Below are 15,810 nucleotides of genomic sequence, written 5' to 3'. Positions count from 1 at the left end.
GGGTCCGTTTCGTTCACGGTGAAGCACGTTCGCGCAAGAGCCGAAGCAATCCCGCCCGCGCCTTTGTGATGGTGTTGGACCGCGCTTCAGCTTAAGGAGGGCCGCATAATCGAGCGGAATCAATGACACCGCTGACCTGACTCGGCCAGGTATCCCTTGGATGCAACATTGTTTCCGAAGCCTCAACAAATTCACTAAACTTTAAACGGTTGCGGAACACAACTGGAACAGATAGTGTTTGTTCTGGGTTTGTTTTTCTGATTCCGGTTTCAGAACCCAAGGGGGCCGCCATGCTGACGCGCAAACAACATGAACTGCTGATGTTCATCCATGAACGCCTCAAGGAGAGCGGGATTCCGCCGTCTTTCGACGAGATGAAGGAAGCGCTCGATCTGGCCTCCAAATCGGGCATCCATCGGCTGATCACGGCGCTGGAAGAACGCGGCTTCATTCGCCGGCTGCCGAACCGGGCGCGCGCGCTTGAAGTGCTGCGGCTGCCCGACTCGATCGCGCCTGGCCTGAATGCCGCGAGAAAGTTTTCGCCGAGCGTCATCCAGGGCGGCCAGGGCAATCTTGGCCGCCAGGTCAAGCCGGCGGCGCCCTCTCGCACGCCGACACCCAGCAATGACGACGACGCTGTTTCGGCCGTGTCCATTCCGGTGATGGGCCGCATCGCCGCCGGCGTGCCGATAGACGCTATCCAGCACCAGACGCATTCGATCTCGGTGCCGCCGGACATGATCATGGGCGGCGAGCATTACGCGTTGGAGGTCAAGGGCGACTCGATGATCGAGGCCGGCATCTTCGACGGCGATACCGTCATCATCCGCAATGCCAACACGGCAAGCCCGGGTGAGATCGTGGTGGCGCTGGTCGACGATGAGGAGGCGACCCTGAAGCGTTTCCGCCGCAAGGGTGCCTCGATCGCGCTCGAAGCCGCCAACCCGGCGTATGAGACCCGTATCTTCGGACCGGACCGGGTCAAGGTTCAGGGTAAGCTCGTCGGACTCATCCGCCGTTACTGAGCAGAACCGCGCGGCGGTCTTCGCCGGAACTGCGTGCCACCTATTCTGTAGGCTGCGGCGCGACCGCCGGCTTTTCCGGTCGTTGATAGGGCGGCAGCCCCCTCGCCTCACGCGCGTATTTCCGCTGCTCGTGCCAGGGTCGGTACGGTTCTTCGACCGCGTAGCGAACGATTGGCCGCGCGGTTGCCGATTGCGGATCGAAGAAGATGGCGGCGCTGCCGTCGCGTGCCAGTTGCCGCTTGGTGACGACAAGCACGCGCGGATCGCGGCATGGGTTGAAGGCCGTGGCGTCGTCGATGACGATGAGGTCGGCGAAACCGCAAGCAGGCCGGGCGCTGGCGCGATTCTCGGTGAGCGCGACGATGGCGCCGGAAGGATGCCGGCCGATGCAGAGGTCGCCGGTGCAATAGAAGGGCGAGCCGGGCGGTAGGTCGACGGGATCGGCGATGTCGAGGGCGTCTTTAGCGAACGTCTCCGGCGGTACGATTTCCTCGGCTTTCAGCGCCCGTTTCCAGTTGTCGGTGGTGAAGTCGTTGGAGCGCGCGCGGTTGATGGCAAGCTCGCCGCCGCCGATCGGCATCGCCACCAGATGCGCATCCTCCGAGACAAGCACATCCGGGGCGCGGACATGCGGAATGGCCAGCAGCGCGGCAAGCGCGAAGGGTACGGCGGCAAGCCTAAGCCAAGTGGTGGCCATCGTCGCGATGACCAGCGCGACCGTCGCCAGCAGCACCGACTGGATCGAGATCAGCCCGACGGCGTCGACCGGTGAGCGCTCGGAGATCCACGCCGAAATGACGATAATCGCCGTCAGGCCTTTGCCCATGACATAAAGGAATGGGCCGTCGAAGCCGAAGGGCATGGCCAGGGCGCTCAACACGGCGAACGGCATGACGATCAGTGAGACGATCGGCATGACCGCCAGATTGGCCAGCAGGCTGAGCGGCGACACCCGCTGGAAGTGCCAGATCGCAAACAACAATGTCGCGCTGCCCGCGATGAGCGACGTCACGGCGGCACCACCCACACCGATCGCCAGTTTTTGCGACAGGAACGCAAGAAACGAACGCTTTGCCGGCGGCGCGGTCGTTTTGCCGGCGCGATAGTCGGCAAAACCGGCATAGGCGCCGACCAGCGCGGCGGTGGCGGCGAAGGACATCTGGAAACTTGGGCCGACCACTTCGTGCGGCGAGACAAGGATGACGGCGATGGCCGAGATCGCCAGGTTGCGCATGGTGAGCGCCGCGCGGTCGAAGAGCACGGCGGCGAGCATCACGGCCAGCATGATGAAGCTTCGCTCGGCGGCCACCACGACGCCGGAGATCACGAGGTAGGCGGCGATCGAGAGCAGCGCGATTGCAGCGGCATATTTCTTCACCGGTCGGCGCGACGAGAAATCCGGAAACAGCGCGAAGGCGCCGCGCAAAAGGACCATGATCGTGCCGGCGACCAGCGCCATATGCAGGCCGGAGATCGAAATGATGTGGTAGATGCCGGTTCGCCGCATCGACTCGTTGATGGCTTCCGGAATGCCGGCACGAACGCCGACGATCAGCGCCGCTGCGATCTCGCCTTCGGACCCGCCGATGCTGCTCCTGATGTGGTCTGCAATCCCTTCGCGCGCGTTTTCCACCGCCGATGCGATGCGGGCGCCAAAGGGCGCCTCCACCGGCGCAATCAGCTTTGGATCACCCAGGAAAAAGCCGCTGCCGCCAATGCCGGCAAAATAGCTGTCGAAGGAAAAGTCGTAGCTGTCCGGCCGAACCGGGCCGGTCGGCGGCAACAGCTTGGCATAGCCGGTCAGCATCGACCCGGCTGTCATGCCGGGCGGGATCCTGCGGGCCGACAACCTGACGCGGTCCGGCGCATAGCGCAGCTTCGGACGTTCCGTGGAAATCAAGTCGATGGTGAGCCGGACACGGCCATTGGCCATCGCCTCGGCGGTGACGAGGCGACCCGTCAGCCGTGTCTGGATTTCCGAACCCAGCATCGGGGTTGCCATCCGCCAGGTCTCGACCTTGGCCGCGAGAAAGCCCAAGGCGCAGAAAAACGCCGCCATGAAGACAAGGTGCGTTCTGTGCCGGGAATGTGAGACCGCCGCGCAGACCGCCATCAGGGCCACTGCCGCAAGCGGCCTGTAGAGATCCGGCTCAGCGCTCAGCGAGAAGTAATAGATGACGCCGACGGCCAAAAACACCGGCACCAGCAGGAAGCCGATACCGCGGTCGAGCTCGGTGGCGGCAGCGGTGCCGATGCTTCGGCGCAATGCGGGAAGCGAGGCGCGGCCAAGCTGTTTGCGGATTCGGCCGACGCTCGCCGTTGGCGAGACCGGCTGTATTGCACCGTCACCGGGGGGCATAAACTCGGTAGGTGCCCGCGGCTCCGGAAGCGAAACCGGCGCTCCCTCTTCGGGCGCGGCATGGGCAAACATCAGGCGTTCGCTGACGCCAGCTGTCGTTCCCCCGCCCTCCTCCGCGCCCCGGCCACGTCCAGCCATCGGGTCTGCCCCTTGCGCCCCAGACCGCCTATGCTACATGAACGCCGGTCGCGTGGAAGTTCGCGCGAAACATGCATTTTTTCAGTGCTTCCTCGAGAGTTCCATGTCCGACAAGGTCGTCACCCGTTTTGCCCCCTCGCCCACAGGCTACCTGCATATTGGCGGGGCGCGTACGGCGCTGTTCAACTGGCTCTATGCCAGGCACACCGGCGGCACGATGCTGTTGCGCATCGAGGATACCGATCGCGAGCGCTCCACCGAAGCTGCCACCGCCGCCATTCTCGACGGGCTGACCTGGCTTGGCCTTTCCTGGGACGGCGAGGCCGTCTCGCAGTTCGAGCGCGCGCCGCGTCATCGCGAGGTGGCCGAGGAGCTCGTGCGCATGGGCAAGGCCTATTACGCCTATGAGACGCCGGCCGAGCTGGAGGCGATGCGCGAGGCGGCCCGCGCCAAGGGTCTGCCGCCGCGCTACAACGGCCAATGGCGCGACCGCGGCCCCTCCGAGGCGCCGGCAGGCGTCAAGGGTGCGATCCGCATCAAGGCGCCGACCGAAGGCGTGACGATCGTCAACGACCGCGTGCAGGGCGAGGTGCGCTTCCCGAACAAGGATCTCGACGACTTCATCATCCTGCGTTCCGACGGCGTCCCGACCTACATGCATGCCGTCGTCGTCGACGATCACGACATGGGCGTCACCCACATCATCCGCGGCGACGATCACCTGACCAATGCCGCGCGCCAGACGGTGATCTACGACGCCATGGGCTGGGATGTGCCGTCGATGTCGCACATCCCGCTGATCCACGGCGCCGACGGCGCCAAGCTGTCGAAGCGGCACGGCGCGCTCGGCGTCGAGGCCTATCGCGCCATGGGTTATCTGCCCGAGGCTCTGCTCAACTATCTGGCCAGGCTCGGCTGGAGCCATGGCGACGACGAGGTGATGTCGGTCAAGGATATGGTCGCGTGGTTCGACATCGGCGACGTCAACAAGGGCGCGGCGCGCTTCGACTTCGCCAAGCTCGAGGCGCTGAACGGCGTCCATATGCGCAAGATGGATGACCAGGCGCTGTTCGACATCTTCGTCGCCACCTTGCCCTATCTCGAAGGCGGCCCGACGTTCGCGGCAAAGCTCGACGACAGGCGCAAGGCGCAACTGCTTGCCGCCATGCCCGGTCTCAAGGAGCGGGCCAAGACCCTGGTCGAGCTGGTCGACGGAGCGGCGTTTCTGTTCGCCGAGCGGCCGTTGCCGCTGGATGAGAAGGCGGCCGGCTTGCTCAACGCGGATGCGCGCGCGATTCTGCGCGGCGCGCATGGCGCATTGTCTGCCGTCGAGGGCGACTGGAGCGCCGCCTCGGCCGAGGCTTCGATCCGCGACTTTGCGCAGGCCGGTGGGCACAAGCTCGGCGCCGTGGCACAGCCGCTTCGGGCCGCGCTGACCGGCCGCAGCACCTCGCCCGGCGTGTTCGACGTGCTTGCCGTGTTGGGTCGCCAGGAAAGCCTGGCGAGGATTGGAGATCAAATCGATTAGCAGCGAACTGGCCCAAGAAGATTGGCATTGAAAGGTGTGTTTCGCAGTGCAACATTAGGCTTGGCCCAATCTGGCACGCACCTCCTAAAATGCGATGGCAAGTTCGCGCATTCCGGTGATTTCGACGTGTCGTTTGCAGGAATTGCCTTGCCGGCATGAGGAACATAAAGGAGTTTGCAATGAGCGAAGCTGCGACAAAACTGGAACCGAGCGGCAAGGCGCATGAGTCGACCGCCAGGCTCGAACTCGCCGGCAAGACCCATGAATTCAAGGTGCGAAGCGGGTCGACCGGGCCTGACGTGATCGATATCGGCGCGCTCTACAGCACGACCGGCGTCTTCACCTACGACCCCGGCTTCACCTCCACGGCAAGCTGCGAGTCGGCAATCACCTTCATCGACGGCGATGCCGGCATCCTGCTGCATCGCGGCTATCCGATCGACCAGCTTGCCGAACATGGCGACTTCCTCGAGGTCTGCTACCTCCTGCTCTACGGTGAACTCCCGACCAAGGCGCAGAAGGAGGATTTCGACTATCGCGTGACGCGCCACACGATGGTGCACGAGCAGATGTCGCGCTTTTTCACCGGCTTCCGCCGCGATGCGCATCCGATGGCCGTCATGTGCGGCGTGGTCGGCGCGCTATCGGCCTTCTATCACGACTCCACCGACATCTCGGATCCCTACCAGCGCATGGTCGCCTCGATGCGCCTGATCGCCAAGATGCCGACGATCGCGGCAATGGCCTACAAATACCACATCGGCCAGCCGTTCATTTACCCGAAGAACGAGCTGAACTTCGCCGCCAACTTCCTGCACATGTGCTTTGCCGTGCCGTGCGAGGAATACAAGATCAATCCGGTGCTGGCGCGCGCCATGGAGCGCATCTTCATCCTGCACGCCGACCACGAGCAGAACGCCTCGACCTCGACCGTCCGCCTCGCCGGCTCCTCGGGCGCCAACCCGTTCGCCTGCATCGCCGCCGGCATTGCCTGCCTGTGGGGTCCGGCGCATGGCGGGGCCAACGAAGCAGCGCTCAACATGCTGGGCGAGATCGGCCATGTCGACCACATCCCGGAATTCATCGCCCGCGCCAAGGACAAGAACGATCCGTTCCGGCTGATGGGTTTTGGCCATCGCGTCTACAAGAACTACGATCCGCGCGCCAAGATCATGCAGAAGACGGCGCATGAGGTGCTGGGCGAACTCGGCATCAAGGACGATCCGTTGCTCGACATCGCCATGGAGTTGGAAAAGATCGCGCTGACCGACGCCTACTTCATCGAAAAGAAGCTCTACCCGAATGTCGACTTCTACTCCGGCATCACGCTAAAGGCGTTGGGCTTCCCAACCACCATGTTCACCGTGCTGTTCGCCGTTGCCCGCACCGTCGGCTGGATCGCGCAGTGGAAGGAAATGATCGAGGATCCGCACCAGAAGATCGGCCGCCCGCGCCAGCTCTACACCGGCGCCACGGAACGCGATTACGTGCCGATTGCTAAGAGATAGGGAATAGTGAGTAGGCAGTAGAAAGAGAGCCCCTACTGCCTACTGCCTACTGCCTACTGCCTACTGCCTACTGCCTACTGCCTACTGCCTACTGCCTACTGCCTTCCTGATGCACCCCATCACCACCTCGGCGGCGATCTCGCCCGAGGGCCGCTCGGTCGTCATGCGGCGGACGATCTCGGCAAAGCCCGCCTTTTGCCAGGCGCGCATGCCGGTGTCGGCAAACAGGGCTTCCAGCTGCCGGGCTAGGTTTTCCGGCCGGACATACTGATCGTAGAATTCCGGCACCAGCGCGCGGTCGGATATCAAATTGGGCAGCAGTGCCGACCACGTCGTCACCATATGCTGCAGAATCTGGCGCGCGATCGGGTCGAGCTTGTAGCAGGAAACCATCGGAACGCCTGCGAGCGCCAGTTCCAGCGAAACCGTTCCAGACGCGATCAACGCCGCATCGGCCTTGCCGAAAGCCTGCCATTTGCGCTCCGGCTCGGTGATGATTTCCGGCTTGTCGTCCCAACTCGCGACCGACGTCTTCACCAGATCGGCGACATGCGGCACCGTCGGCAGCAGCAGACGCAGACGATGGCCGCGCTGGCGCAGGACCGACATCGTCTTGCCGAACGGCTCGATCAGCCGCCTCACCTCGCCGCGGCGCGAACCGGGCAGCACCAGCAGCGTCTTGACGCGATCGCCGGACAGGTCGCGCGGCATCGCCTGCGCCTTGGCGGCGCCAAGCACGCCCGGATCCTGCGTCAGCCGGTGTCCGACATAGGTGCCGGGCGGCCCGCCAAGGCGGGCGAGCGCCTTCACCTCGAACGGCAGGATGCACAGGATGTGATCGACATAGGGCTTCATCGCCACCGCCCTGCCCGGCCGCCAGGCCCATACGCTCGGGCAGACATAGTGGACAATCGGAATGGCCGGCGCCGTTGCGCGGACCTTCTTCGCGACGCGCAGCGAAAAGTCCGGACTGTCGATGGTGACCAGGCAATCGGGCCGCTCGGCCGCGATCATCGCCGCCGTCTGGCTGATACGGCGCATCAGCCGCGGCAGGTCGCGCAGCACCGCGCTAAAACCCATCAGCGCGATCTCGCCGCCGTCGAAGAGCGGGTTCAGTCCCAGCTGCTGCAAGTGCCTGCCGCCAATGCCCACGAGTTGAACCTTGCGGCCGGTCGTGCGTTCGAGCGCCCGCACGATGTCGGCGCCAAGCAGATCGCCGGATTCCTCGCCGGCGACGATCGCGATCTTGAGCGGCTTGTCAGCGACCATTAGCCGGCTCCCCATTGGCCATTTTCGTCGCGGGCAGGCCGACAATGAACAGGCCAAGCGCATTGGCGCGAGCAAGCGTGGTCGGACCTTCAAGGATAAGCGAACGGCCGGCTTCGACGGCTATGCCGGCAAGGCCTGCCGCATGAGCGGCCTCGATGGTCTGCGGGCCGATAGTGGGCAAGTCGGCGCGCAATTCCTGGCCCGGCTTGGCGCATTTGACCAGCACGCCGCGCGCCTTGCCGGCCAGCCTGCCGTGGCCGCGCAATTCCCGCGTTCTGTCGAGCAGGCCGGCGGTGCCTTCAATGCCTTCCAGCGCGACGGCTCGACCTCCAATCGCAATCGCAGCCTGTCCGATATCGAGTGCGCCGATGGCCTTGGCCGCCTTACGGGCGGCTTCGATGTCACGCCAGTCGGACTGGTTTGGCCCGGTCACCGTCAATGGGCCTTCGCCAGCCGTCAGTTCCGGAACGACTTCGTGCGCGCCGACGACCTTGACGCCTCGCTTTTCCAGGCCTCGGGTCAACACCTTCAGCAGGCCGTCGTCGCCGCGTCGCAACGCTCTGACCACGGAGGGAATTATCGTCAGCAGACCAAATGTCGGCTTTATCCTGCTCAGCCGTGGCCTGCGCTTGATCTCGCCGGCCAGGACAAGGTGCGTGATGCCCCGGCGCTTCAGCAACGGAAACAGCAGTCCGATGTCTTCCAGCGCGAGTTTTTCCTGATCGTAGGCCGCGAAGTCCGCCTCGCGGTCGACCTCACCGGCAGCGATGATGATGAAGGGCACAAAACCGTGCTTGACCAGGCCATCGGCGACTTCGACGGGCAGGCTGCCGCCGCCGGCAACAATGCCGACCTTCGAGCCCGGCGCGAGTTGGAACGCTGATGCGGTGCGCTCAGACCTCGTCATCGCCGCTGTCATCGTTGCCGCCACCTTTGAGCGATGGGACGGCAAAGTGTCGCTTGTCGCGACTGGTGATGAAATCGATGATCTTCATGGCCGTTGGCGACCCGGCGAACTCGGCCTTGGCGAGTTCCACATTCTCACCGACGGTGCGGGAACGATCGAAAATCGTCCTATAAGCTTTGCGCAGCAGGTAGATCTCGGAACGCGGCAGACCGGAGCGTTTGAGACCAATGATGTTCAAGCCGCGCAGGCTGGCGCGGTTGCCGACGGCAATGGCGTAGGGAATGACATCGCCGACAAAAGCCGAGCAGCCGCCGAGAAAGGCGTTGTCGCCGACGCGCACGAATTGGTGAACCGCGCTTAGGCCGCCGATATAGACGTTGTCGCCAATCTCGCAATGTCCGCCGAGCGTCGCGCCATTGGCGAAGGTAGCGTTCTTGCCGACAACGCAATCATGGGCGATGTGGGCGTAGGCGAGGAAGTTGCCGTTGTCGCCGACAGTTGTCTCGCCACGGCTGGTGTCGGTGCCGACATGCATTGTGACGCCTTCACGAATGGTGCAGTTCGCTCCGATGACTAGGGTGGTGCGATCGCCCTTGTGCTTGGTGTTCTGCGGCGGCGCGCCGAGCGTCGCCATCGGATAGACCTTCGTCCCGGCTCCGATGGTCGTGGCGCCCATCACCGATACATGGCTGACCAGCTCCGCACGATCGCCAATGATTGCATCGGCGCTGATATGGCAGAAGGGTCCGATGCGGACGCCTTCGCCGAGCCGGGCTCCTTCTTCGACGACCGAGGAAGGATGAATGGATGTCTCGACTTTCATGAGCATTTCGAACCGTCAGCCGGTAACCATCATGGCCGAAACCTCGGCTTCGGCGGCTTTCGCGCCGTCAACCATCGCCTCGCAGGCGAATTTCAGCAGGTTACCGCGTTTCTTGATCTTTTTGACGTGGATCCTGAGCTGATCGCCCGGAACGACTGGCTTACGGAATTTCGCGTTGTCGATGGTCATGAAATAAACCAGCGACGGCTTCTCGGTGTTGAGGCTGCGAATGCAGATCGCGCCTGCGGTCTGGGCCATGGCCTCGATGATGAGCACACCGGGCATGACCGGCTGCTGGGGAAAATGGCCCTGGAAATGCGGCTCGTTGATGGTCACGTTCTTGATGCCGACAGCGGACTCGTCGCCGTCTATGTCGACGATGCGATCGATCAGCAGGAATGGATAGCGATGCGGCAGGAGCTTCATAAGCCCCATGATGTCGACCGCGTCGAGTGTCGTTGCCACCATATCAGCCATTTCCGTCGCCTTGCTTGCGCGTCCTGGCCATCCTGCGCAGCATCGCTATCTCGCGCATGGCTTCCGCCATGGGCTGCGCCGGGTAACCTCCCCAGACCTCGCCTGCCGGCACGTTGTTCATGAATCCACTTCTCGCAGCAAGCTTGGCCCCTGGTCCGATGGTCAGATGGTCGGCAAGGCCGACACCGCCGCCCATGGTGACGTTGTCGCCGACGACGACGGAACCGGAAATACCCGAAAGCCCGGCTATAATGCAATTGCGGCCGATGCGAACATTGTGGGCGATCTGCACCAGATTGTCGATCTTGGTGCCTTGGCCGATGATGGTGTCGGACATGGCGCCGCGGTCGACGGTCGAATTGGAGCCGATCTCGACATCGTCCTGGATGATGACGCGGCCGATCTGCGGCACGCGTTCAGGTCCTTTGGCGCCGCCGACGAAGCCGAAACCGTCCTGGCCGATCCTGGCGCCGCCATGGATGATGACGCGGTTGCCGACAAGCGCATATTGAATGCTGGCACCGGGGCCGATGAAGCCGTCGCGGCCGATCTGGCAGGAACGGCCGACAACGGCGTGGGGCGCGACGACCGTGCCGCTGCCGATGGATACGCCGGGACCGATCACGGCACCCGCCTCCACGATCGCCCCGTCCTCGACATGCGCGGATGGATCGATAAACGCATGCGCCGAGATGCCGGTTTCTCCGGTCATTGGCCCCGGAGTCGCGGCCTGCGGAAACAACAGGCGCCCGACCATCGCGAAAGCCTGCTGCGGACGCGGATGCATGAGCACCGCGATGCCCGGCGGCGCCTTGCTGGCAAAATCGGCAGGGCACAGCACCGCGGCGGCCCTGAGCGACTGCATCAGGGCGAAATTGCGCTTGCCGTCGACATAGACGAGCGCGCCATTGCCACCCTCGTTGGCGGGAGCCAGCGCCTCGATGGCAATTTCGGCCTGATCGGAATCGAGTAGGCTGGCGCCGGTCAGATTCGCGACCTCGCCAGCCGTATACCGGCGTGAAGGCGCGAAGAACACCGGATCGGTCATTCCAGAAGCTATATCCAGCTGAGTCGGATCGGTCCACTCCGGGCCGTCAGCCGGCCCGGAACCATCGCAACCACGAAATTAGAAGCGGGTCGCGATACCGAAGTTGAATTCCTGCACATCGTCGGTCGACTCTTTCTTGACCGGGATCGCATAGTCGATGCGGATCGGGCCGAATGGAGAGGCCCACATCAGGCCGACACCGACCGAAGCGCGGAGCTTCATGTCGACTGAATCCGGATTAACGCCCTCAAGCTTGTTGCCATAAAGCGTCGCCGCATCCGCAAAGACGGCGCCACGCAGTCCGAAGCTTTCCGGAATGACCGGCAACGGGAACTGGGCTTCTGCGGAGGCATTGAAATACGTCGTGCCGCCAAGGTGATCACCGCTGCCATCGCCAGCAACCGGACCGATGCCGCCATACTCAAAGCCGCGGATCATGCGATCATTGCTCTGGAAGTTATCGAAAATCCGGAGGTCGCCATTGCCGTAGCCCGCAAGGTAGCCTGCGCCGCCCGAAACCAAGCCGACGATATCAAGCTGTTCGGACAGAGTCTGGTAGACGCTTGCGCGACCCGTAAACTTGACCCATTTGGCGTCGCCGCCCAAACCGGCAAACTCGGTTGTACCGGTAATATAAAGCCCCTCATGCGGGTTCTTCATATCGTCGATTGTGTTGTAGACCAGACCGAGGCTGACCGACGACTTGAGCCAAGGGCTTTCCGCAACACCATCCCGAATCGCCTGGGAGATGGTGCACTTGTTTTGGTCATAGACCCCATCGGTCGTGCAGTCGTCTGCAAGCGAGTACTTCTCTTGCGAGATATTGTACGCCAGCTGCGTCGAAATGCTGTCGGTGATCGGCAGGCCGAACCGAACGGTCGCGCCGGTGGTGTCCGTATCGTAGTGATCATAGTTGCGCGTCGACTTGTAGATGTCGAAGCCTGCCGCGATGCGCCGGCCGAGGAAGTAGGGCTCAGTAAAGGAAACCGCGAAGTCACGCGAATTCTTGCCGCCGCCTGCCGACAGCTTGATATATTGGCCACGGCCGAGGAAGTTGCGTTCGGTGATCGAGCCTTCGACGGATGGGCCGGGCGTGTCGCCGCCGGTCGAATAGCCCGCGCCGACCGAGAATTCGCCGGTCGACTTCTCGACCACATTAACCACCAGTACGACCTGGTCAGGCGCCGACCCAGGAACCGTCGAGATGTCGACGGACTGGAAATAATCAAGTCTCTCGAGCCGTTTCTTCGCGCGCTGGATGAGGACCTGGTTGAAGGCATCGCCCTCGCTGACGTCGAATTCGCGACGGATGACATAGTCGCGCGTGCGGTCGTTGCCGCGGATTTCGATGCGCTCGACATAGGCCTTGGTGCCCTGGTCGATGGTGTAGACGACCGAAATGGTGTGGTTCTCGAAATTACGGTCGCCGCGCGGCGTCACCTGGGCGAAGGCATAGCCCGAGCCCGCGACCTTCTCGGTCAAGGCGACGATCGAATCCTCGACGTCCTTGGCGTTGTAGACGTCGCCCTTGTGGGTCTCGACCGCGGATTCCAGCGACTTCGAGTCGACCTCGGGAATGGTGCTTTCAACGCTGACGTCGCCGAACGTATAGCGATCGCCTTCCTGCACGGTGATGGTGACCGTATATTTGTTGGTGGCGTCGTCAAGTTCACCGACGGCCGAGACGACCTGGAAGTCGGCATAGCCGTGATTGTAGTAGAAGCGGCGCAGCAGTTCCTGGTCGGCGCGCAGCTTGTCCTCGTCATAGACGTCGTCGCGCAGCACGAAGGACAGCCACGACGAGCGCTTGGTGTTGATGACGTCCGACAGGCGACGGCTGGAATAAGCGTGGTTGCCGACGAAATTGATCGCCGCGATCTGGGTACGACCGCCTTCGTTGATGTTGAAGACCACGTTCACGCGGTTGTCGCCGAGATCCATGATCTGCGTGGTCACGGCGGCATCGTCGCGGCCAATGCGCTTGTAGGCCATCTTGATGGCCTCGACGTCGGCGTCCAGTGTTTGCTGCGAGAAGGTCGCGCGCGGCTTCAGCTGGATACCCATCTGAAGCGCGTTGTCCTTGATCTTCTTGTTGCCCTGGAACAGAACCTGGTTGACGACCTTGTACTCGGAGACCTTGACGACCAGGCTCGAACCGACCTGGTTGATCTGAACGTCCGAGAACAGGCCGGTGCCGAACAGCGCCTTGACGGCGTCGTCGATATCGGAGCTGGAGAAGGGCTTGCCCGGCTTGATCGTGATGTAATTGCGGATGGTTTCCGCATCGACCCGCTGGTTGCCGCTGACCTCGACACGCGAAACGACGGCGGCCTCCGCCACCGACGTGGCGACCAACTGCACTGCGAGCGCGCCTGGTACGACCAGAGCGGCGGACAAAGCCGCCGCGGAAGCGGCGCTCAGAAACTTGGATGCTGCCTTCATCGGGCTTTTGTACCTTTTTCTCGTAGTCCCCACGGCGAGAAAACCGGACGTGCGGTATTTTCCCTTACCGTATTAACCGGATTTTCCCTACACGCAAGGCTCCCGGTTAATTTGTATTTACTTAACCGTACCGCGTGGCTTTCGCGTCACGCATATCCCCACGCATGGTAAACGGCATCTCAATATGACCGGGTCTGAAGCCAAATTTCTTCATGATTTCAGCACCCAAACAGATCGTTCCAAAACACGAAGCCCATGAAGCCGAGCACCAGGAACAACCCGGCCCGGTAGGCCATCTCCATCATTCGTTCCGAAACGGGCCGCCGTATGATGGCCTCCACGCCGTAGAACAAGAGGTGGCCGCCGTCGAGAGGGGGAATCGGCAGGAGATTGAGAAATCCTATCCCGACTGACAGAAATGCAACAAGCTGCACCAGCCACTCGAAACCGAGCTTGGCTGCCTGACCCGACATCTTCGCGATCTTGATCGGACCGCCCAGTTGGCATTTGTCCTCGCGTCCAAGCGCAAACCGTTGCAGGAACTGGCCGGTGCGCTCGATCACATGCCCGGTTTCCTCCACCGCCGCCACAACGGCGCCGGCCGGCGTATAGGAGATCAGGCGCGGCTGGCCAAGCTCGGCGTTGTTGACGACGCCGATCACCGCGACCTTGATCTTGTTGCCCAGCGCATCCTGCTGCTCCATCGGCTCCGGCGTGGCCGTAACGTCGATTTCCTTGCCGTCGCGCAGCATGGTGAAGGCGATGGCGTCGCCCGCCCGGCCCGAAACCAGCCGCTGCACGTCGGCGAAGGTCTCCACCTTGCTGCCGTCGACTTTGACGAATCGGTCGCCTGGCTGGATTCCAGCCTTTTCCGCTGGGCTGCCCTTGGTGACTTCGGCGACTGTCGGCTCCAGGACCGGACGGCCATAAAGCGAAAACAGCACCGCGAACACGACGATCGTCAGCAGGAAATTGAACAGCGGCCCCGCAACGACGGTAGCGGCGCGCTTCCAGATGGGTTGCGTGTGGAAGGCGACCTCGCGCTCGGCTTCCGTCAGCGATTCGAGTTCTTCCGTGCTCGGCTGGCTCGATGTCGCGTTCATGTCGCCGACAAATTTGACATAGCCGCCAAGCGGAATGGCGCAGAGCTTCCAGCGCGTGCCGCGGCGGTCGTAGAAACCGAAGATCTCAGGGCCGAAGCCGATGGAAAAAGCCTTCACGCCGATGCCGCACCAGCGGCCGATCAGATAGTGGCCCATCTCATGGACGAACACGACCACGGTCAGCACGAACAGGAACGGCACCAGCGTGCCAAGGACGAAGCCTTGTGTGCTGAAGACCGCGTGAAAGATGTCGTTCAAGTCATGCCCTCAAATTCGCCCGCACGCGACACTCCACCGCGACTGTGGCATCAATCCGGGCGAATCCGTGGCGCGCGCCATTTTTCGCCTTACTGCTGCGTCGTTCAGTTTGGAAACAGCCCCAGTGCCGGATGCTCGGCGCCCGCCGCGATCCAGCCCAAGACGTACAGCGCGAACGCGGCCGCGACAAGCCCGTCCACCCTGTCCATGACGCCGCCATGGCCGGGAATGAGATTGCTGGAATCCTTGGCGCCGTGCCGGCGCTTGACCCATGATTCGAACAGATCGCCGATCTGCGAAACGATCGAAAGCGCCAGGGCGACGAGGCCAAGCTGGACGAGATTGCCGGCCCCGGCCGCAACTGCCAGCAGCAAGCCGGCGACAACGCCGCCGGCCGCGCCGCCCAGCGCGCCGCTCTGCGTCTTGCCGGGCGAGATCGACGGCGCGAGCTTCGGGCCGCCGACCGCGCGGCCGACGAAATAGGCCGCAATGTCGGTCGCCCAGACCACGGCGAACAGGAAGAGAATCGCAATCAGTCCGGAATGATTGTCGTCACGGACATAGGCGAGCGAAAAGCCGGAAAGAGCCGCATAGGCCAGTCCAGGGGCTTCCCACGGCGCAGGCCCTCCCACGCGGGCGGCAATGGCCGCGACCGCCACAAGGATCGCGACAAGCAAGAGCAGCCACAAAGCCGGCACGCCGGCGATCAGCGCGCCGATGAAAACCAGAATCAGCGCTTCCGGCAGGAAGCCAAGAGCCGCCCCGCTCGCGGGGCGCGCCATGCGCGTCCATTCATAGAAGATCAGCGCCGCTATTCCCGCGCAGAACAGCCGAAACGGCAATCCGCCGAGCCAGGTGAGGGCAAGCGTCAGCGCCGCCATCACGATTGCCGAGATGACGCGCTGCTTGAGATTGCTCATGCGTG

Annotated in this window: 12 protein-coding genes; 3 read left to right on the top strand and 9 right to left on the bottom strand. The window is 63.0% G+C overall.

Annotated features, from left to right (window positions below; translation table 11 throughout):
- The first annotated feature begins 290 nt into the window (after positions 1–290).
- Positions 291–1,025, top strand: coding sequence for a transcriptional repressor LexA (gene lexA, locus FJ418_RS06215; RefSeq protein WP_140642666.1), 735 nt, complete (start codon positions 291–293; stop codon positions 1,023–1,025).
- A gap of 40 nt (positions 1,026–1,065) precedes the next feature.
- Here lexA and FJ418_RS06210 read toward each other — a convergent pair whose 3' ends face one another.
- Entirely contained in the window at positions 1,066–3,522 is a 2,457-nt protein-coding gene (locus FJ418_RS06210; RefSeq protein WP_140864293.1) for a ComEC/Rec2 family competence protein, read from the bottom strand.
- 103 nt (positions 3,523–3,625) lie between these two features.
- On the opposite strand from FJ418_RS06210, the gene gltX reads away from it, so the two are divergent.
- On the top strand, positions 3,626–5,050 hold the full coding sequence (gene gltX, locus FJ418_RS06205) for a glutamate--tRNA ligase (protein WP_140653111.1): 1,425 nt from the start codon (positions 3,626–3,628) through the stop codon (positions 5,048–5,050).
- 179 nt (positions 5,051–5,229) lie between these two features.
- Complete coding sequence (gltA, locus tag FJ418_RS06200) at positions 5,230–6,558, top strand: citrate synthase (RefSeq protein WP_140653109.1); 1,329 nt, start codon at positions 5,230–5,232, stop codon at positions 6,556–6,558.
- 81 nt (positions 6,559–6,639) lie between these two features.
- Here gltA and lpxB read toward each other — a convergent pair whose 3' ends face one another.
- The 8 genes from lpxB to FJ418_RS06160 form a co-directional block, all read right to left on the bottom strand.
- Complete coding sequence (lpxB, locus tag FJ418_RS06195) at positions 6,640–7,827, bottom strand: lipid-A-disaccharide synthase (RefSeq protein WP_140864291.1); 1,188 nt, start codon at positions 7,825–7,827, stop codon at positions 6,640–6,642.
- The gene (gene lpxI / locus FJ418_RS06190) at positions 7,817–8,734 is read right to left on the bottom strand and encodes a UDP-2,3-diacylglucosamine diphosphatase LpxI (RefSeq protein WP_140864289.1); all 918 of its coding nucleotides are present in this window, start codon (positions 8,732–8,734) and stop codon (positions 7,817–7,819) included. Before lpxI ends, lpxB begins: the two co-directional genes overlap by 11 nt.
- The gene (gene lpxA, locus FJ418_RS06185; RefSeq protein ID WP_140864287.1) at positions 8,721–9,557 is read right to left on the bottom strand and encodes an acyl-ACP--UDP-N-acetylglucosamine O-acyltransferase; all 837 of its coding nucleotides are present in this window, start codon (positions 9,555–9,557) and stop codon (positions 8,721–8,723) included. The genes lpxI and lpxA overlap by 14 nt, the downstream gene beginning before the upstream one ends.
- Positions 9,558–9,572: 15 nt before the next feature.
- The gene (gene fabZ / locus FJ418_RS06180) at positions 9,573–10,034 is read right to left on the bottom strand and encodes a 3-hydroxyacyl-ACP dehydratase FabZ (protein ID WP_140642679.1); all 462 of its coding nucleotides are present in this window, start codon (positions 10,032–10,034) and stop codon (positions 9,573–9,575) included.
- Positions 10,027–11,082, bottom strand: coding sequence for a UDP-3-O-(3-hydroxymyristoyl)glucosamine N-acyltransferase (lpxD, locus tag FJ418_RS06175; protein ID WP_140864285.1), 1,056 nt, complete (start codon positions 11,080–11,082; stop codon positions 10,027–10,029). The genes fabZ and lpxD overlap by 8 nt, the downstream gene beginning before the upstream one ends.
- 78 nt (positions 11,083–11,160) lie before the next feature.
- A complete protein-coding gene (gene bamA / locus FJ418_RS06170; RefSeq protein WP_140864283.1) occupies positions 11,161–13,524 on the bottom strand; it encodes an outer membrane protein assembly factor BamA in 2,364 nt (787 codons plus the stop codon).
- A 218-nt stretch (positions 13,525–13,742) separates the two neighbouring features.
- Positions 13,743–14,885: an RIP metalloprotease RseP gene (gene rseP, locus FJ418_RS06165; protein ID WP_140856787.1), complete on the bottom strand. Its 1,143-nt coding sequence runs from the start codon at positions 14,883–14,885 to the stop codon at positions 13,743–13,745.
- 104 nt (positions 14,886–14,989) lie between these two features.
- Entirely contained in the window at positions 14,990–15,805 is an 816-nt protein-coding gene (locus FJ418_RS06160; protein ID WP_140864281.1) for a phosphatidate cytidylyltransferase, read from the bottom strand.
- Positions 15,806–15,810: the final 5 nt, after the last annotated feature.

Origin of the sequence: Mesorhizobium sp. B2-8-3 (assembly GCF_006440815.1) — a bacterium.
In the GTDB taxonomy this organism is placed as follows: Bacteria; Pseudomonadota; Alphaproteobacteria; order Rhizobiales; family Rhizobiaceae; genus Mesorhizobium.
Note: the sequence above shows the minus strand (reverse complement) of the source record. Positions and strands in the feature narration are given on the sequence as shown.